Below are 19314 nucleotides of genomic sequence, written 5' to 3'. Positions count from 1 at the left end.
CATTTTTTCTTGTACTTTTTGAAGTTGTGCGTTATTATAATAACTGTTCTAAAAAATAAATCGTAATGGTTACTATTTAAGAAAGGGATTATATTATATGAAAAAAGTTTATGTATTATTGCTAGTCACAGTTCTTGCCCTGTTTACCGCTGCTTGCGGAGATCAATCATCTACTTCCCCAAAATCTTCTAATGAGACGGATAAATTAACAATTTATACTACTGTTTATCCTTTAAGCTATTTTGCACAGCGTATTGGCGGTGACTTTGTGGATGTTTCTTCTATTTATCCTGCGGGTGCTAATGAACATACATTTGAACCAACACAAAAGGATATGATGAAATTAGCAGATGCTACTATCTTTTTCTATATTGGCTTAGGACTTGAGGGCTTTGTTGAAAATGCTAAAAAGACTTTAGCCAATGAAGATGTCACAATGGTGGCAACTGCTGATGAGGTATCTGATGAAAAATTAGCTATCAGCACAGGTCATGTGCATGCTGAAGATGAACACCATGACCATGAGCATGCCACAACAGAAGAAGAACACGATCATGCAGAAGAAGATCACGGACATGACGACCATGAGCATGGAGATATCGACCCTCATGTTTGGCTGTCTCCAACAATTAGTCAGGATTTAGCACTTGCTATTAAAAACACGTTAGTTGAAAAAATGCCTGCACAAGAATCTACTTTTAATCAAAATTACGAGGCATTGGTAAAAGAATTACAAGATTTAGATGGTGAATTTAAAGCAATGGCTGATCAAGCACAAAATAAAACATTTTTTGTATCTCATGCAGCATTCGGCTATATTGCAGGTCAATACGGTCTAACACAAGTACCTATCGCTGGCTTAAATTCTCAAAATGAACCATCACAAAAAGAACTAACATCGATTGTTGATAAAGCTAATGAATTGCATATTCACTATATTTTATTTGAACAAAATGTCTCTTCTAAATTAGCAGAGGTCATTCAAAAAGAAGTTGGTGCAGAATCACTTGTATTGCATAATTTAAGTGTATTAACGGCCGACGATGAAAAAAATAAGGAAACTTACTTCACATTGATGAAGAAAAACATTCAAACATTAGATAAAGCTTTAAGCAGTCAATAATTGATTGAAAGAAGGAGGTGCCCCGAAACTGGATGGGACACCTCCTTTATTATGACGTATTTTTCTTGCGGCATTTGTTTTTCTGTTCGCTCAATCGATAGGAACCGCTTCGTTGTTTGGGACACTTGAATTTCTTTTGAATGAGGCACTAGGAAAGCCACCATACTTTCTACTAAAATCGTTGCCCATTCATTAACGTCAAAAGAATCTATAGTGTTTGAATCGTTCTGGTTTTGTGAAACAAATTTTGTAGGCTTTTCTATGAATGGTTTGTTGGCTAGCCTATTTTTGTCCATTATAGATATACCCTTATTTGGATTAAAACCTTCATGCAAAGGCGTTGTTACACTTTGTCTTTTTGTTACTTCCTGCATTTCAGAATATTTCTCACTTGTTGCAGCTGGAAAGCTTGCATAATCCCATGTATGATCCTGTGATAATTGGCGATCCGACACTAGGAAGTATTGATAACGTACTTCCCCCTTCCGGTCAGGTAATGGATCATCCCACGTCACATCGATATGATACCAATTATGATCAAGTTTCACTAATACCCAGGCATGGAGCTGCTCGCCCACTTTTCCAGGTACATATTGCACCTCAAAGCCCAGCATTTCTAGCATTCGAAAAAGCACTAATGCATATGCCTGACAGACTCCCTTATTTTCTGTCAGTAGCGTGTAAGGGGAATATTGACTTCCTTCTGTTTCTTTTGAATATTCCGCAGTTAGAACAATAAAATCATGTGCAGCCTGTAATTTTTGTATGTCGCTTAATCCTTGCATAGGTGCAATAATATCCGTCAATGTTTGCTCGACAATTGCTTCTTCTGTTTGTGAAAGATGATAGGTAAATGTAAAAGCAATAGCTATATTTTTGTTATAACCATCATACTTCCATTTAAAGCTAGAAATATTAGTATAAATATAAGAGTTTTGAATCGCACCTTTCGTAATGTCTGTTAGTTCATCTTTAATATCAGATATGTCACCAGTATAGTAAATAGAGAATTCCGTTGATAGCTGCATAACTTCTTTATTAATGAGAGATTGTAGTGTTTTAATTGAATCAGCAGTTGCTACATCATCTTTTTCATAGTTTGCAAAAACTTGCACATGACTCATTTGTAGAACAAATAATATAATGACAGCATTATATATATATTTCCTCATATGAGTCATTCTCCTTTACTAAATAGTTTATGCCTCTCCTTTTTTATTATGTTAATGAATGATTAATTTCATGCTAAAAGTTCAAATATTTACAAAATAAAAAGAAGCCTAGCGTACAAAAGGCTTCTTTTTTACGTGTATTTTATTGTAGTAATTTTCGTCTAAGCAGCTTATCTGCTCCGTTTCGTGGGAGACTGTTTGTTATAATAATTTCCTTTGGCAACTTATATTTAGCCAGCTTCTGTTGACAGAAAGCTTGTAAATGTTCGACAGATACTTGATCATTCAACACAACAAAAGCAACCGGTACTTGTCCCCATTGCTTATCATCGGCACCACATACACCCGCCTCCTTAACAGCTGGATGCATAAGCAGTACATTCTCTATTTCTGCGGGATATATATTTTCTCCACCAGAAATTATCAAATCTGCTCTGCGATCTATGACAAATAAATAACCATCTTCATCTAGATAGCCAATATCTCCCGTATACAACCAGCCATCTCGCGTGGCGCTTTTTTGTGCAAAACGGCCGATATAGCCAGGTGTAACATGGGGTCCTCTAATGCAAATTTCTCCTTCGCCTTGCGCGTTGGGTTCTACAATTTTGATTTGATTAAAAAATAAAGGCTTTCCGGCAGAGCCAATTTTCCGAATCGCATCCTCACTTGCTAATGTAGCTGTTTGTGAGGAGGTTTCCGTCATACCATATGTTTGAGCTACAGCTAAGTTTAACGTATGTGCTCGCGCTAAGTAGTCAGCTGGCACTGGTCCTCCACCAGCAAGCATTAATTTAAAATGGGAGGAAGCTTTAGCTTTATGTTGCTCTAACGTATGTAAAATTCTTTCCAACGTCACAGCTACAACTGACATATGCGTTACTTCACCATTCATAATATGATCCGTAATAGCTTCTACATCAAAATGATCATATAAATAGACTTGATTGCCATATAATAGTGAACGCACTAATATCGAAAATCCACTAATATGAAATAATGGAACAGCACATAGCCAAACATCGTCAGCCTGTAGGCCAATATTTAAAACCGAGGCCGTTGCACTAGCCTGATGGTTACCTACCGTTTGACGGACCCCCTTTGGAAAGCCTGTTGTCCCAGAGGTATACATAATTGTTGTTGTTTGATCCAAAGGCCATTCCTTTCCTATATCGAATGTACCTTCTTCCCCCTCTTCAATCGTTGAAAATAAATAATGAGCCGTATTTGCAGGCAACTTATTTACATCTTCATCCGCAATCAATACGGCAACTGCCTCAGAATCCGCTAACTGGTAGCCAAGTTCATCCTGTGACAACCTACGATTTAGCATAACCATCTCACATTGTAGATGCATGCAAGCATACATGGTAATTACAAGCTCTGGTTTACTTGGCCCCATGATGGCAATCCGATCACCCCGCTTTATACCCAGTCCCACTAATTGGCGAGCACGCTTACTAGATAAATCATTCAACTCTAAAAAAGTCCAACTTTGTTCTTTATAAGTTAATGCCTTACGTAACGGTGTTAAATAGGCACGCTGTATAATCCAATTCGGATACATATTTGTCACTCCAATCACCCTACATCTTAACGCTTTACCCTAGCGCTTGTCTATTCGTGATGCATTTGCTTTTAAAACGCTATAATTTTGTTTTATCCGTCACTTTTCTTCTATCCACCACTCCCAATTTCCCAGGCATACAAAAAAGCTCGTATCTCTAATAGATACGAGCTTTACAAGCACCCTAGCTAATAAATCAAGGGAATCTTGGGAATTGGCCAAAGTCTGGTTGACGTTTTTCTTTGAAAGCGTCGCGACCTTCTTTTGCTTCATCTGTTGTGTAGTAAAGAAGTGTAGCGTCACCAGCCATTTGTTGAAGACCTGCTAAGCCGTCTGTATCTGCATTCATCGCTGCTTTTAAGAAGCGCAATGCAGTTGGTGACATTTGTAGCATTTCTTCACACCATTGAACAGTTTCATCTTCTAATTGGTCATAAGGAACCACTGTATTAACTAAGCCCATATCAAGCGCTTGTTGTGCATCGTATTGACGGCAAAGGTACCAAATTTCACGAGCCTTTTTATGTCCAATAATACGAGCAAGATAGCCTGAGCCGTAACCAGCATCAAATGACCCTACTTTTGGACCTGTTTGTCCAAAGCGAGCGTTGTCAGCAGCAATTGTTAAATCACAAACAACATGTAATACGTGTCCTCCACCAATTGCATAGCCTGCAACCATTGCCACTACAGGTTTAGGAATTACACGGATTAAACGTTGTAAATCAAGAACGTTTAGACGTGGGATTTCATCGTCTCCTACGTAGCCACCATGACCACGAACTTTTTGATCTCCGCCTGAGCAGAAGGCATGTTCACCTTCACCTGTTAAAATAATTACACCGATATTTTTATCATCGCGTGCACGTGAAAATGCATCAATCATTTCCATAACCGTTTTTGGGCGGAATGCATTACGCACTTCTGGACGATTAATCGTAATTTTTGCGATTCCGTTATAGAACTCATACTTAATATCTTCATAAGTATGTAATGAAGTCCATTGACGTGTCATTGAATTGCCTCCTATATTCTAAATTCGTCTCGTTATTATCGAGGCGCTAACGTAACAAGTATAATATTACGTTATATACTCCTCTACTATTGTAGCAAACTCAGCGGGATTTTCCACATGAATTGCATGTCCAGCATCAATTACTGTCATATGCCTAACAGTTTTTAATAGCGCTTTCATTTCTAGTGCAATTTTACAAAATTTCTCATCTAATGAACCCGTAATCAGTAGCACAGGTATTTCTAGTTGGTCCAAGTGGTGCCAATTTGAAGGCTGGGTTCCTGTTCCAACCCCTCTTAAGCTACCAGCCAATCCTTCTTCCCTCTGTGAAAGTCTTTCTGCACGAATAGCCTTTCGCACAGTGTCAGGAAGATGACGCTGTGATGCAAAAAGCGGTATATTCTCCCATGCATTCACAAAAGAGACTAACCCATTAGTGATGATTTTTTGTGCTAAAATGTCATCTCTCTCACTACGTTCACGTCTTTCCTCTATTGTTCGTAAACCGGGAGATGCACTTTCTAAAATAAGCTTTTGAATACGTTCAGGAAACGCAATGGCATAAGATAATGCAATTCTGCCTCCCATTGAATAGCCCAACAATGTAAACTTCTCCATATGGAGCTGACAAAACAATTCCTCTAAGTCCTGTAATTGTTCCTCTATTGAAAAACGCTTAATTTGCTCTGGAGTAGCTGTTTGCCCATGCCCAATTAAATCAATCGCAATAACACGGACATCCGGAAGAGCTCGTGCCAGATTGCACCAGGTAGCCGTGCTTCCCGTAAATCCATGTAAAGCAACTAATGTATGGCTACCGTTTTCATTCCATATGTCCACATGGGTTTTAAGTCCTCGGATTAATAAGCTCTTCATGCTTTAAACTCCGCATTAATACGATTCCATAACGCTCGATGAGCCTGAACGTTCTCTGCTCTATCAGTAAATATTTCAATTAAGCGTAAAGGTCGTTTTTTGTCAGATGAAAACTTCTCTGATAATTCAGAGATAGTATCTACTCGTATATAATCCATATTATACATATGGGCAATATTATGGAATTCAAGTGCCGTCGGTGTGCCAAAAAGATCCTCGTAATGGGCTTCTACTGTTGATTGAGGTAAATATGAAAAAATACCTCCACCATCATTATTCATTACAATAATGGTTAAGTTACATTCTTGGTATCTAGAAGCAATCAGCCCATTCACATCATGTAGAAAGGCTAAATCACCAATCAATAAATAGGTTTCTCGGTCATTTCCTTCACTAAAGCCCAATGCTGTAGATACTACTCCATCAATCCCATTCGTCCCACGATTCGCAAAGAAACGTATATCCTTCGGTGTTGCTAATAAAAATGTATCAATATCACGCACTGGCATACTACTGCTAACGAATATATCGCTACCATCAGGAATCATTTTCAGTAAACGACTGACCATTGCACCTTCATCTTTTTCTATCTCTGAATACTGTTCAATATAAGTAGCAGCCAACTGATTGGCTTTTTGCCATTCGGCTAAGTATGCTTCCTCAAATGCCGTGTTAGTAATGGCTAATTGTGTTAACCATTGATCGATTTTTGCATGAATAAAATGTGTAGATACGCCAGTAGCATCTCTAAACATAGGATCTTCATCAATAATGACATAAGCATTTGGCTCTGTTTTTGTAATAAATTGCATGATAAATTTTGAAACAGGCTGTGCCCCTATACGTAAAACTGTATCCGGCTGAACAAGTGCCTTAAAATCCTCACTCTTCATAATGGCATCGTAGGTAGTCACGAGATATGGTAAGCAATCCTCTGGTACAGTTGCACGCATATTTGACAAGCTTTCTACTATGACTGGCCATTTCAACTGACGTACAAATTCCCAGACAAACGCTAGGTCCGTGCCAAGTGCTAATTCTCCAACAATAATAAAGCCTCTTTTAGTCGACGTTAAAATAGAGGAAAGTTCCTGCATAGCAGCGCTTGTTGGGATTAATTGTCCCATGCTGCTATGTTTAAATGTCATGGTTGGCAATTCATCCTGTAAATCAATTAATAAAGGCTCTCGGAAAGGAACATTCATATGCACTGGTCCAAAAGGTGCACTGGTAGCAATTGCTACTGCTCGTGCAATATGACGTTCGATAAAAGGCAATGTAGGAGCAGCGCCATCTGCTAATGGAAAATCTACACTCCATTTCACATGTGAACCATATAAATGAGGCTGATTAATTGCCTGCGGTGCACCTACCTCTCGTAATTCATGTGGTCGATCAGCCGTGATGACAATTAGCGGCACACGAGCATAGTTTGCCTCAACAATTGCAGGAAAGTAGTTTGCTGCTGCTGTACCGGATGTACATAAGAGAACAACAGGTTTAGCAGTAGCTTTCGCAAGCCCTAAAGCAAAGAAAGCAGCTGAGCGTTCATCTACTTGACGATACATTTTTATTTGTTTTGTAGAAGCGACCGCGTAGGCAAGAGGCGTTGAACGTGATCCTGGACTAACGACAACAGTTTCTACCCCAGCTTGTACTAACGACGCGACCATTTTATAAACATAATCTGTTAGAATTTTCCGTTCACTCATGTAATTGTCCTCCTAGCGCACGAAGCATTGGACGGAATTTTACTAATGTTTCATCATATTCAGATTGTGGTTCTGAATCTGCTACAATTCCGCCACCGGCATATAAATAAGCCTTATCATGAAGCAATGCAGCTGACCGTATCGCGACTGCAAATTCTCCATTTCCCTCTGCATCTAACCAGCCAATTGGTGCAGCATACAAGCCTCGATTCATCGGTTCATACTTACGAATAGCTGCCAATGCCTCCATACGTGGTACGCCTCCTAATGCTGGAGTAGGATGTAAAGTTTTTGTGAGCTGTAATATCGTAGCATCCTTATTGAGCTGTCCTTCGACAGGTGTATATAAATGTTGAATATCTCGTATTTTTAATAGACGTGGACTTTCAGGAAGGGTGATATCCACACAATTTTTTCGGAATGTGTCTGCAATCATATCGACAACATATTGGTGTTCCCCTCCGTTTTTTGGATCCTGTAACAAGCTTTGTCCATAAGCCTCGTCTTCTTCTGCTGTTTTTCCTCGCTTAATTGAACCAGCAACACATGAAGAAAATGCTCGACCACCCTCCACTTTTACAAGGCGCTCAGGTGATGCTCCGAAGAACAATAGATTTTCATGCTCTAAGCCGAACAAATAACTTTCTGGTTGTTCATGGATAATTTGCGACAGCACTTGTGGAGCAGTTACTTGCTCTTTAAATTGCAGTGCAAGTGATCGTGCAATAACAACCTTATCCGCTTTCTTTTGCTTAATTAATGCTGTCACTTGGTCAATAGAAGCTAAATAAGGGTCTTTATAAGGCTCAAAGTAGCTTGATATTTCAGGCTTTGAATACGTTTTCACTTCCTTCACCTGTGCGGCATGAACTAAATGATCTCGCTCTTTTCTCAATGCCTCAAACTGAGCCTCACCATCCCGATCCTGTGTCAGAAGATGAATGCTCACATATGCCTTATCATCTCGTATGACAAGCTGAAAAGTCGCTAATGCAAAATAAGCCTCTGGAAAACCCGTCCATTCCCCAGCAACATTATTTTGTGGATCAAATGTAAAGCCCCCGAACAAAATAGGTTGGAGCTCGCTTTGTCCTTTCAGACAGTTCTTTGTTAAACCCTTCCATTCAGCTTCTACAGCATCAAAACGATCATTTTTTTTATTATTTTGAATGGTATGGGCATGTCCTAGCCCAACTAATGTCATTGTTTTTTCTCTATTTTGCCAATAAAATCGTTCACCTTTATAGCACTCTTCACCTGCTGCATAAAATGCTAATGCAGATAGGTGACTCACTTCCATTGTTTCCATATAAAAATGAAGGCTTTGGCCCAAAGAGTCCACTTCTACTTCTGTGGCTTGGTACCACTTCTGTTGCATGAAAATTACCTCCGTTGTTGCAGTGTACATAATAAATGATGGCGAAAATACATCATTTTTGGAGCTGGCAACCGTGTCATTCGTACTGTTGCTATCCACCCTATTTTTATTTTCAGTTCATAAATGCATGTTCTATTGTATCACTTTTTTTCATTTTACAGTATGTAATAAGCTGTGAACCTACCCATTTTCTCAATCTTCGTTTAAAATAAGAAGAGTCGACAACATTTGAAGGAGAGAAAGACCTTATGACCAAAGTCATTGAAGCTGATAGGGGTTTTAAAGTTTGGTGGCATTTAACACGTCCACATACTTTAACCGCTTCATTTGTTCCAGTATTCCTAGGAACAGCAATTGCACTAGCAATTGAAAAAGAAACAATTGATTTTGGACTATTTTTTGCTATGCTCATTGCAAGTATGCTTATTCAAGCAGCAACGAATATGTTCAATGAATATTATGATTACAAATTAGGATTAGATAACGAGCATTCTGTCGGAATTGGCGGAACGATTGTCCGTCATGGTGTACAACCAAAAACGATTATGATGATTGCGCTAAGCTTTTATGCTATTGCCGTGCTACTTGGCATTTACATATGTGCCTCCACATCATGGTGGTTAGCTGCTGTCGGACTAGTTTGTATGCTGATTGGTTTCTTATATACAGGTGGGCCATATCCAATCGCCTATTCACCTTTTGGAGAAATTATTTCTGGGGCAGTAATGGGGATGGGAATCGTTTTGATTGCTTTCTATATTCAAACGCTTACAGTAACATTGGATGCCGTCTTACTTTCCGTTCCAAGTATGATTTTAGTTGGTGCTATTATGCTATCCAATAATATTCGTGATATTGTTGGCGATACAGAAGGTGGACGCAAAACATTGGCTATTTTGGTAGGACGTGATAATGCAATCTCCGTGCTATCAGGATTTTTTATCGTTTCATACTTATGGGTGATCGCCCTTGTTGCAATTGATGGCATTACTTTTTGGGCTTTGATTATTTTCTTAAGTATCCCTAAACCATTACGTGCCATTCAAATATTCAGAGATAAAAAAGAAGCCAAAGAAGTGATGCCTGCGATGAAATATACAGCGCAAACGAATACAATCTTCGGCTTCCTATTAGGAATTGGTTTGTTAATGGATTATTTCTTTTAAAATGCGGCAGCCTTATCGGGTTGCTGCTTTTTTTACATACCGTATGAAATTTTGACTAGCGATGCCATGTACCTCTTCCTCTGAAAAGCGAGTTCGTAATGCCTCTAATAAATTTTGAGCCTCTCCCGCATGAGCTAATCCTTTTACGGTCATATCTATGCCATCAAAATCTGAGCCCAACCCTATATGCTCGACACCTACTAAATTGGCTAAATGCTCCACATGATTTACCAATTGTTCTAGTGTTGCATCTTGACCACCAATAAAGAGTGGATAATAAACAACATGGATATGCCCTCCATGTTTTACAAGGGCCTTCGCTTGTGCATCAGTTAAATTGCGAGGATGATCACATAATGCTCGTGCATTACTATGACTAGCGATAATATGCTTTGCTAACGGTAACACATCCCAAAAGCTTTGTTCGTTTAAATGGGAGACATCAATAATAATATCACGGTCATTTAATAGTTGAATGACTTCTTTACCAAATGATTTCAATCCAAGACTTGCATCTTGTTCCGCTCCATGGGCAACAGCATTTTCTTCATTCCACGTTAAACCGACTAATTTGACACCTGCATCAAGTACAGCAATTAGCTTTGTTAAATCATCGCAAATTGCGCTACAACCTTCTAAGCTTAAGATAGCTCCTATTTCATGGGGAGCCAATTGTTCTAACTGTGCCCAATCTGTAATATGCACCATGCCCTCTGTTTGTAATACGTGGGTATGAAATGCTTCCATTTGGCGAATGACTTCAAGAAATTGTTGGTTTTGAGGGATTGCTGGGTCAATAAAGATGGCGAATACTTGAGCTTTAATTTGCCCTAACTGCAGTCTTTTTTGATTGACGTGTATACGCACATCCTCTGCAAAACTAGCCGCTTCAAGCGTTGTTAATTTCAAAAGTGCATCACAATGTAAATCAATAATGTTCATCTTCTCACCTCTACAGCTATTATACTGCTTTAGCAAGGAAAATACTTACTGATTTTTATCCTGTGGTGTATCAGAAGAACCAAATTCTTCAAGCTCTATAAAATCATCTGATCTTGGTGTTGAAGAAAGCACATCCTCCTCCACTGGTCGTAAATGATCCTCTTTCTTTTCCGCATGCTCAACACATGTCAGAGCTTGCGGCATAGCCTCTAAACGTCCAATTGGAATCTCTTTACCACAGACAGTACATTTGCCATATGTTCCGTCAGCCATTGCTTGAAGAGCTTCTTTTATTTCCTCTGCATTGTCGCCACGATGCTCATCAATAGCCATTTCTGTAAGCTGATCTGTTAAATCACTGGCATTATCAGCTGGATGATTATCATAATTTGATAGCTCTGTCGCTTGGGGACGCTCTGATTCATCTATTCGCTTTTCGATTTCTTGTAATTCTTGCTCCAATTGTCTTTTTAATTTTTGCATAACTTGTTGATCCAAAAAAATCTCCTCCTTATGCTTTCATTTTTTCCTAATTTATTGTTTCTAAAACATCAGCATAAGGAAGGTTTATTTATTTACTCGTATAAGCTACGATTGCATCGTGTAAAAACTGCGCAGCTCCCACTACACTACGCTCGTCGTAATAAGCGGTGAAACGTTCATCTGCTATATACATTTGAGCGAGTCCTGCATGTGCCTCTTTAGAATATTCTTTCCATGAAAAGCTCAACCATCGTTTATGGAGCTCTGCGACTTCCATTGCAATATCACTTGTTGCGTCTCCCAACTCCATTGCTTCTGTTAAACGTTCAAACATTTGCTGCTCCAATTGCTGCATTGCCTGAAATTGTTCCTCTGTCATATTCATGAGCTTAGCATTGGAAGCATCTACCGTTTTATCTCCATATTTGGAACGAATTTCTTGACCATATTTATTTTCATTATCCTCGATTAGCTTTTCTTTAAATCCATTAAATTTTTCTTCATTTGACATAGGTCTTTCCCCCTCAATTGATAATATCGTTTTTTCTACCGTCTGTAAGATCGTCTCAAGCTGTTCTTTACGTTTAAGCAGAGCAGCTTTGTGTGACTTTAGCGCCTCGGAATGTTGAAAATGAGGAGCTTGAATAATATCCTGAATAGTTGCTAGCTTCATATCCAATGCTCGGTAAAATAAAATCTGCTGCAGCAAATCGACTTCAGATTGACCGTAAAATCGATAGCCTGCCTCATTGGTTCTAGCTGGTTTTAGTAACCCAATTTCATCATAATACCGTAGAGTTCTCGTACTTACACCAGACAATTGGGCAAGCTCTTGAATTGTATATTCCATGTTTTCACCTCCATTACTGCTACTGTAAACTTTGACGCAACGTTAAGGTCAATAGGAAAAATAAATTTTTTCTCTTCCTATAATCATCCTGTCCGTTCATATAATTCCATAACTACCTATAAAACTATATTTTCCAACCGATATAAATAGTAAATATTTCATAGGAGGGTAATAGGATGAAATGTCCAAATTGTCAGCATGAGAATCTAAATGACAGTAAATTTTGCTCGGGTTGTGGTACTAAATTGACAAATACACCCTCAAAACAGGGTATCCCAACATGGGCCATTATCGTATTGTCCGTCTGTTTCATTGCAATTGGTGGGCTGGGCTATGCCTATTGGGATTTCTTCTCCAATAAAAAAAGTAATTCAGCCACTTACTCGGAAATAAATGACAATCAAAATTTAGAGACAAAGCAAGTTTCCTCTGAGGAACTGACGAAAAAGCAAGAAGCTCATGCACAGCAGGTTGATCGTGTCACTCTTATAAAGGAGATTCAGCAAAAGGTATTCACCATTCTAACTAACAATACGCAAGGTTCCGGCTTCCTCTATAAAAAAGGGGGGTATGTTATTACTAATGCGCATGTTGTCCAAGGTGAAGTCGAAGTAATGGTTCGAAATTCTATGGGTCAAGAATCACCTGGTACAGTAGTCGGTATATCTGATCGTTATGATATAGCTTTAATACATGTTCCTAGCTATCAAGACACAGCACCATTAGGTATTGAAACATCAGAATCACCTATTGGCTTAGAAGTCATTGCCTTTGGAAGTCCACAAGGCTTTGAAAATTCAGCCTCCATTGGCTATATAACAGGCAATAAACGGGATATGAAGCTTGAAAATTTTATATACAAACAAATATATCAGGTCGATGCACAAATTGATAAAGGCAGTAGTGGTGGTCCTTTGGTGGATGTCAATACAGGAAATGTAATTGGGATTAACTCACTACTTTACACAACCGAAACAAGCACACACTTCGCCTTCTCTATCCCTCTATACAGTATGGTAGACCAATTTGATGGGTGGATTGCTCAGCCTCTTTCTGCAAATGAGGTTCGTTCTGTTGCTAATCTATACGAAAGCAGTGAACAACCTGCTAGTCATACAGAAACTACTACTGAAGCAGACAATTTGTTAGCAGGGCAATTCGTGCAAGCATTCCGCCTATACTATGAAATGGCCCTTAATGAAGGTGATTTTTATTGGATTGCCGATATGCTTGCACCTAGTAGTTCTGCTTATAAAGAACTAGAAAAATATATAAATGAAATTGCGTATCAGGGCAATTACTTCTATTTTACAAACAACGAAGTGCTTGATGTACAATATTCGAATGGCCAATACTATGTTGATATGAATGAAACTTTTGATTTCTATGATGCCCAAGGTAATTATCAATTTTACGATCGGTATAAGACGTATACTGTAATCACAGATGAATACGGTGCTTATAAAATTGCCACTATTAAAATTCACTAATATCATCTTTTCTTGTACGATGAAAGCCATCGAGAGTAATTTCTCGATGGCTTTCGTCTAAATTACTATTGATATTTTCCATGCCACATTATTTGTCGATAATTTTCTTTATCCGTGTCACCCTCTGTATTAATTAATAATACTCTCGCATCGCAATTTAACTGTAACGAATCTTTTAATTGTCTATAACGATCATTTGTCATGATTTCATAAAAACAACCAAATGGAGCTGCTCCCGATTCTCCTGCTACAATGCGTGTATCGGTGTTCAATGGATTACCAAGGATACGCATTCCTGTTGCCGCTACTTCTTCCCCACAGCTAATGCTTACTTTCGTATAGGCTTTTAACACCTGCCACGCCTGAGGATTTGGTTCGCCACACGCAAGCCCTGCCATTATCGTTTGCATGTCGCCACCAACAGTTACAAATTCATTGGTCCCCGCTTTAAAGCTTTTATAATAACAATTAGCTACATGCGGCTCCACTAAAACAATCGTCAGTTCCTGCTCATAGTATTGTCCTAAAAAGGCAACTACTGCTGCTGCAAAAGACCCTACTCCAGCCTGTAAAAACACATGAGTCGGTGCTTGTTCTAACTCTTCAACAGCCTCTTGTATTAGAGTTGTATAGCCCTGCATAATCCATAATGGGATTTCCTCATAGCCATCCCACATTGTATCCTGAATTAAAACCCAATCATGCTCTTCAGCTAGCTGTGAAGTATAACGAACAGTATTATCATAATTCATTGCGGTGATTTCACCATAGGCTCCCTCATTGATAATGTTTTGTAATCGTTCCTTGGCGCTACCAGCAGGCATATAGATTCTAGCTTGAAAACCTAGCTCTCGAGCTGCCCAAGCTACCCCTCGACCATGGTTCCCATCAGTTGTTGAAATAAACGTTAACTCACCCAACTGATCTTTTATTTCTGATGACTTTAATTGTTCAAAGGAAAGATCTTCAATATCTTTATTGAGCATATTGGCAACATATTGTGCGATAGCATAAACGCCTCCTAGTACTTTAAAGGCATTCAAACCAAATCGAAACGATTCATCTTTTATCCAGATTTTTTCTACATCCATATAGGACGCCAATGATGCTAAATGATGGAGTGGTGTCTTTTCAAACTTCTCATATGTACGTTGGAATTGACTAACTTTCTTGACTTGTTCTAGTGTAAAATTCGAAAGCAAGGCTGTTATTTGTTCATCATTATCTTGCCCTACATAATGTTGATTAGGAACCCATTTTAATTTTTCATTCATATCTATCCCCCCCTCCCACATCTTAGTCTATCTCGCTAAAAAATACAAAACGCTCTTACGGAAATAAAAAAACTATACACTCATCTTATTTCGATGAATGTATAGCTTATCTATTAATTATTTCGCAAAGATTTCTTCTACTTGATCTAGCATAATATCAGCAGCTAGAATTCCTCCAGCTGTATTCCAAATGACATCATCTACTTTATGTGCATTACCTTTTTGGACAGCAGAAAGGTTTTTCCAAAGAGGATCTTGTGTCCACTCTTGTTCAGTTGCTAATGCTGAATCATCACCTGTTGGCATGTATGTGAAGTAGAAAATAACATCCCCATCCATTTGAGGAATTACTTCTTTCCCTACCTCTACAGCTAAGTTTCCTAGCTTTGCATTATCTTTAAATAAATCTGCTTGTGCTGGAACACGTTTAAATCCTAACGCATCAAAAATAATACCTGAGAATGAATCTGTGTAATAGATACGAGATTTATCTGCCATAAAGCGGACAAATGAAACTTCTTGGTTTGTTTGATCACCAAGTTTTTCTTTTAACGCTTGTAGCTTATCATCGTAAGCTGTTAACACTTCTTTACCTTTTGATTCTTGATTTACTGCTTTTGCGTATAACTCAAAGTTCTCTTTCCAATCACCACGTAGTGTTTCAGAGAACACGGTTGGCGCAATTTTGCTAAGTTTCGCATAATCTTTTTCTTGTCGTAATTTATTACCAATGATTAAATCTGGTTTTAATGAAGCAATTTTTTCTAAATTAATTTCATGTTCAATGCCGACTACTTCGACACCTTCCATCTGATCCTTAATATGATCATACCATGGATCACCTGTCCATGATTGTACCGCACCAACTGGCTTAATACCTAACGCTAAAAGCGCCTCTGTTCCTTCATTTGTTAAAACAACAATGCGCTTTGGTGTGTCTTTTACTTCAGTTGTTCCCATAGCATGTTCTACACTGTAAGTATTGCTTTCTTTTGAACTTTCTTCTTTCTTATCATCGTTAGAATTACCGCATGCTGCCAAAACAAAAATAGCAACAATAGCTAGCAAAACTAAGAGTTTTTGAAATTCTTTTTGCACCTTTTCTTCCCCCATTGTATATGATAAAATGTTTAAGCATAATTGACGAGAATGAAAATCAGTTTCATTTGTCTCTTAGAACGTTACTAATCTTATTGTATGAGCTTATCAGTGTCAATACATATTTTAATAATTATGAAAGAAAAGAGTATAGTTTAAACATGATTTTAAAAAATAATTATTCTAAAACGTTCGCTTTAATCTTAGGGGTTTTGCTATTACTTCTTTGCATGGGCATTAGTATTGTCTATGGCTATGCAAATACTTCTATTCAAACTACCCTTGAATCTTTTTTTCATTTTAACCATTCAAATGAGCATATCATTATTCAAAATGTTCGTATTCCAAGAGCACTTATAGCCAGTTGTGTTGGAGCATCGTTAGCGATTACGGGTGTACTTATGCAAACTTTAACGAAAAATCCTTTAGCTTCTCCTGGAATATTAGGGATAAATGCTGGAGCAGGGTTTGCCGTTGTCTTTGCCATGATTTTTTTCCATATTTCAGGTTTACAATCATTTGCATGGATCGCCTTTCTAGGTGCTGCCATCGCGGCACTAGCTGTTTATGCAATCAGTTTCTCCGGAAGAGATGCCGTAACACCCGTAAAAATTACTTTAGCAGGAGCTGCCATTAGTGCACTTTTTGCATCATTTACACAAGGGTTACTCGCTACAAATGAAGCAGAACTTGAGCAAGTATTGTTTTGGCTAGCTGGCTCTGTCCAAGGGCGAAAACTCGAAATTCTGCTCTCAGTTCTCCCATATTTAATCATCGGGTGGATAGCTGCTCTAATCATTTCCCCTAAAATGAATACTCTTGCGCTAGGAGATGATGTGGCTAGAGGACTTGGATTACGTATAGGGTTAATGAAAATAACTGTAGGTTTGATTGTTATTTTTTTAGCAGGGGGTGCTGTTGCTATCGCTGGCCCCATTGGTTTTATTGGCATTGTAGTTCCTCATTTTGCGCGTAAGTTTGTCGGCACAGATCATCGATGGCTTATTCCGATGGCTGCCATACTTGGAGGCATTTTATTATTGTTAGCAGATGTCGCAGCTCGATATATCATCATGCCACAAGAAGTACCAGTCGGAGTCATGACCGCAATGATTGGCGCGCCATTCTTTATTTACCTTGCGCGAAAAGGTGGAAAAAAATAATGAAAAACATACGAACAGTCCGTTTATTTCAGAAAAAAATATCTTTTTTATTAGATGTACAAGCTATGAAAAAATTACTAGTGATTAGCTTTTTAACACTCGCGGTTTTCTTTCTTAGCGCATCATTCGGTGATTCTTTTATTAGTCCTATTAAAGTTGTACAAACTCTCTTCGGCCAAGGCTCTGATTTTGATCAGTTGATCATTATTGATTTTCGAATGCCCCGAATTTTTATGGCCATGTTTACTGGCATGGCGCTAGCTGTAGCAGGGGCCGTTTTACAAGGAATCATTAAAAATCCACTGGCCTCTCCTGATATTATTGGAATATCTGCTGGGGGCGGTGCAGCTGTTGTTGGTTTCTTAGCCATTTTCAGTGATTCTAATCACTCTTTAACAGTCAGTATAGAATGGATGCCATTAGCAGGTTTTATTGGTGCGACTGTAGTTGGGTGTTTGGTTTACCTATTTGCATGGAAAGATGGTGTTACGCCCAATCGTCTTGTTTTAATCGGTATTAGTGTATCCGCATTGATGCAAGCCGTTACGACCATGCTAATGATTATTGGTCCAATCTATCAAGCAAGTGAAGCAAATAAGTGGATTACTGGGAGCGTCAAAAGCGCAGACTGGGATCAAGTTCAAATCGTTGTGCCCTTAATACTAATACTCCTACTTGTCACGTTCTTTACTACACGTCAGTTAAATGTACAAGAATTAGGTGATGATACAGCAGCAGGATTAGGACAATCCGTTCAAAAAACTCGTCTATATTTAATTCTTTTATGTTGCTGCTTAGTAGCAAGTGCCATTTCCTTTGCGGGGGCAATTGGATTTGTAGGGTTGATGGCCCCTCATATCGCACGTCGTATCGTTGGTTCATCGTTCGGAGTACTTGTGCCAACATCCGCAGCCATTGGAGCATTGCTCGTAATGGTTGCGGATATTATCGGTCGTACTGCGTTTAGCCCTTTAGAAGTGCCAGCTGGTGTCTTTACTGCTGCCATCGGTGCTCCTTATTTTATCTATTTATTATTTAGAAATCCTAATAAATAAAGGAGTCCATACAACATGACTGAATCCTTATTAACTAAATCCCTAACACTAAGTTATGGTGATTCCAATATTATCGAAGATCTCAATTTATCTATCCCTTTGAATGAAATTACTGTCTTAATTGGAGCGAACGGCTGTGGAAAATCTACACTTTTACGCTCTATTGCTCGATTATTAAAGCCCAAAAAAGGATCTGTGTTATTAGATGGCGAAGATATTTTTAAACTATCTACAAAGCAAGTAGCTAAAAACCTTTCTATACTTCCTCAATCACCAGTAGCACCAGAAGGCTTAACGGTCCTACAGCTCGTTAAACAAGGACGATTTCCTTATCAAAGTTGGCGCCAGCAATGGACGGAGAAGGACGAGGAAATTGTGCTAAACGCCTTAAAAGCAACAGGTACGGAGCAATTACGAGATAAACCAGTAGATGAGCTATCAGGTGGGCAACGTCAACGTGCATGGATTGCTATGACACTTGCTCAAGATACAGATATTATTCTTTTAGATGAGCCTACAACCTATTTAGATCTAACTCATCAAATAGAAGTGTTAGATTTATTATTTGAATTAAATCAACAGCAAAAGCGAACAATTATTATGGTCTTACATGATATAAACCTTGCTTGTCGTTATGCCGATCATATCATTACTGTACGTGATCGAGGAGTTTATCGCCAAGGTAAGCCTGAAGAGATCATGACGACAGAATTAGTTAGCCATGTATTTGATCTTGAATGTCAAATGACATCAGATCCAATCTTTGGAACACCTTTATGTATTCCTTATGGTAAAGGACGAAATATTACGTAAGTCTTCAAAAAACAACAAGCCTTCGCAGATTGATTATCTGGCGAAGGCTTTATTGTTACCTTTTCTTTTCAGTTCATAAAAAAAGTGCAGTAGATGTAAATTCATCTACTGCACTTAGTATGACCCGTACGGGATTC

17 protein-coding genes are annotated in these 19314 nt (G+C 38.5%); 6 read left to right on the top strand and 11 right to left on the bottom strand.

Annotated elements, in window-relative coordinates; translation table 11 throughout:
* Nucleotides 1-97 precede the first annotated feature (97 nt).
* The gene (locus PI85_RS00085) at nt 98-1123 is read left to right on the top strand and encodes a metal ABC transporter solute-binding protein, Zn/Mn family (protein ID WP_036119780.1); all 1026 of its coding nucleotides are present in this window, start codon (nt 98-100) and stop codon (nt 1121-1123) included.
* Here PI85_RS00085 and PI85_RS00080 read toward each other — a convergent pair.
* The 6 genes from PI85_RS00080 to PI85_RS00055 all read right to left on the bottom strand — a co-directional run bounded on the left by PI85_RS00080 (nt 1117) and on the right by PI85_RS00055 (nt 8843).
* A complete protein-coding gene (locus PI85_RS00080) occupies nt 1117-2295 on the bottom strand; it encodes a transglutaminase domain-containing protein (protein ID WP_036119782.1) in 1179 nt (392 codons plus the stop codon). The two genes, PI85_RS00085 and PI85_RS00080, sit on opposite strands and share 7 nt — an antisense overlap.
* A 142-nt stretch (nt 2296-2437) precedes the next feature.
* Nucleotides 2438-3862, bottom strand: coding sequence for an o-succinylbenzoate--CoA ligase (locus PI85_RS00075; protein ID WP_036119785.1), 1425 nt, complete (start codon nt 3860-3862; stop codon nt 2438-2440).
* 196 nt (nt 3863-4058) lie between these two features.
* Entirely contained in the window at nt 4059-4877 is an 819-nt protein-coding gene (menB, locus tag PI85_RS00070; RefSeq protein ID WP_008180343.1) for a 1,4-dihydroxy-2-naphthoyl-CoA synthase, read from the bottom strand.
* 66 nt (nt 4878-4943) lie between these two features.
* The gene (gene menH / locus PI85_RS00065) at nt 4944-5753 is read right to left on the bottom strand and encodes a 2-succinyl-6-hydroxy-2,4-cyclohexadiene-1-carboxylate synthase (protein ID WP_036119787.1); all 810 of its coding nucleotides are present in this window, start codon (nt 5751-5753) and stop codon (nt 4944-4946) included.
* The gene (menD, locus tag PI85_RS00060) at nt 5750-7465 is read right to left on the bottom strand and encodes a 2-succinyl-5-enolpyruvyl-6-hydroxy-3-cyclohexene-1-carboxylic-acid synthase (protein ID WP_036119790.1); all 1716 of its coding nucleotides are present in this window, start codon (nt 7463-7465) and stop codon (nt 5750-5752) included. Before menD ends, menH begins: the two co-directional genes overlap by 4 nt.
* Nucleotides 7458-8843, bottom strand: coding sequence for an isochorismate synthase MenF (locus PI85_RS00055; protein ID WP_036119793.1), 1386 nt, complete (start codon nt 8841-8843; stop codon nt 7458-7460). Before PI85_RS00055 ends, menD begins: the two co-directional genes overlap by 8 nt.
* A 248-nt stretch (nt 8844-9091) precedes the next feature.
* Between PI85_RS00055 and PI85_RS00050 the strand changes: the two genes are divergently transcribed.
* Nucleotides 9092-10009 (top strand): 1,4-dihydroxy-2-naphthoate polyprenyltransferase, encoded by a 918-nt coding sequence (locus PI85_RS00050; protein ID WP_036119796.1) that lies wholly within the window; start codon nt 9092-9094, stop codon nt 10007-10009.
* A gap of 12 nt (nt 10010-10021) precedes the next feature.
* Here PI85_RS00050 and PI85_RS00045 read toward each other — a convergent pair whose 3' ends face one another.
* The 3 genes from PI85_RS00045 to PI85_RS00035 form a co-directional block, all read right to left on the bottom strand.
* Nucleotides 10022-10951, bottom strand: coding sequence for a dipeptidase (locus PI85_RS00045; protein WP_036119799.1), 930 nt, complete (start codon nt 10949-10951; stop codon nt 10022-10024).
* Nucleotides 10952-10996: 45 nt separating this feature from the next.
* Nucleotides 10997-11449 (bottom strand): TraR/DksA C4-type zinc finger protein, encoded by a 453-nt coding sequence (locus PI85_RS00040; RefSeq protein WP_036119801.1) that lies wholly within the window; start codon nt 11447-11449, stop codon nt 10997-10999.
* 73 nt (nt 11450-11522) lie between these two features.
* Nucleotides 11523-12284 (bottom strand): MerR family transcriptional regulator, encoded by a 762-nt coding sequence (locus tag PI85_RS00035; protein ID WP_036119804.1) that lies wholly within the window; start codon nt 12282-12284, stop codon nt 11523-11525.
* Nucleotides 12285-12460: 176 nt separating this feature from the next.
* Here PI85_RS00035 and PI85_RS00030 point away from each other — a divergent pair, with 176 nt between their 5' ends.
* The gene (locus PI85_RS00030) at nt 12461-13774 is read left to right on the top strand and encodes a trypsin-like peptidase domain-containing protein (RefSeq protein ID WP_036119807.1); all 1314 of its coding nucleotides are present in this window, start codon (nt 12461-12463) and stop codon (nt 13772-13774) included.
* A gap of 65 nt (nt 13775-13839) precedes the next feature.
* Here PI85_RS00030 and PI85_RS00025 read toward each other — a convergent pair whose 3' ends face one another.
* Nucleotides 13840-15048, bottom strand: a complete 1209-nt coding sequence (locus tag PI85_RS00025) for a diaminopropionate ammonia-lyase (protein WP_036119810.1) — start codon at nt 15046-15048, stop codon at nt 13840-13842.
* A gap of 117 nt (nt 15049-15165) precedes the next feature.
* Nucleotides 15166-16161 (bottom strand): ABC transporter substrate-binding protein, encoded by a 996-nt coding sequence (locus tag PI85_RS00020; protein ID WP_036119813.1) that lies wholly within the window; start codon nt 16159-16161, stop codon nt 15166-15168.
* A gap of 146 nt (nt 16162-16307) precedes the next feature.
* On the opposite strand from PI85_RS00020, the gene PI85_RS00015 reads away from it, so the two are divergent.
* From PI85_RS00015 to PI85_RS00005, 3 genes are read left to right on the top strand one after another with little or no spacing between them, the layout of a single operon-like run.
* Nucleotides 16308-17309 (top strand): iron ABC transporter permease, encoded by a 1002-nt coding sequence (locus PI85_RS00015; protein WP_036119816.1) that lies wholly within the window; start codon nt 16308-16310, stop codon nt 17307-17309.
* A complete protein-coding gene (locus tag PI85_RS00010) occupies nt 17309-18364 on the top strand; it encodes an iron chelate uptake ABC transporter family permease subunit (RefSeq protein WP_042737434.1) in 1056 nt (351 codons plus the stop codon). The genes PI85_RS00015 and PI85_RS00010 overlap by 1 nt, the downstream gene beginning before the upstream one ends.
* A gap of 15 nt (nt 18365-18379) precedes the next feature.
* Nucleotides 18380-19177, top strand: a complete 798-nt coding sequence (locus PI85_RS00005; RefSeq protein ID WP_036119819.1) for an ABC transporter ATP-binding protein — start codon at nt 18380-18382, stop codon at nt 19175-19177.
* The last annotated feature ends 137 nt before the right edge of the window (nt 19178-19314 follow it).

Source organism: Lysinibacillus sp. A1, assembly GCF_000801965.1.
Lineage (GTDB): Bacteria > Bacillota > Bacilli > Bacillales_A > Planococcaceae > Lysinibacillus > Lysinibacillus fusiformis.
Note: the sequence above shows the minus strand (reverse complement) of the source record. Positions and strands in the feature narration are given on the sequence as shown.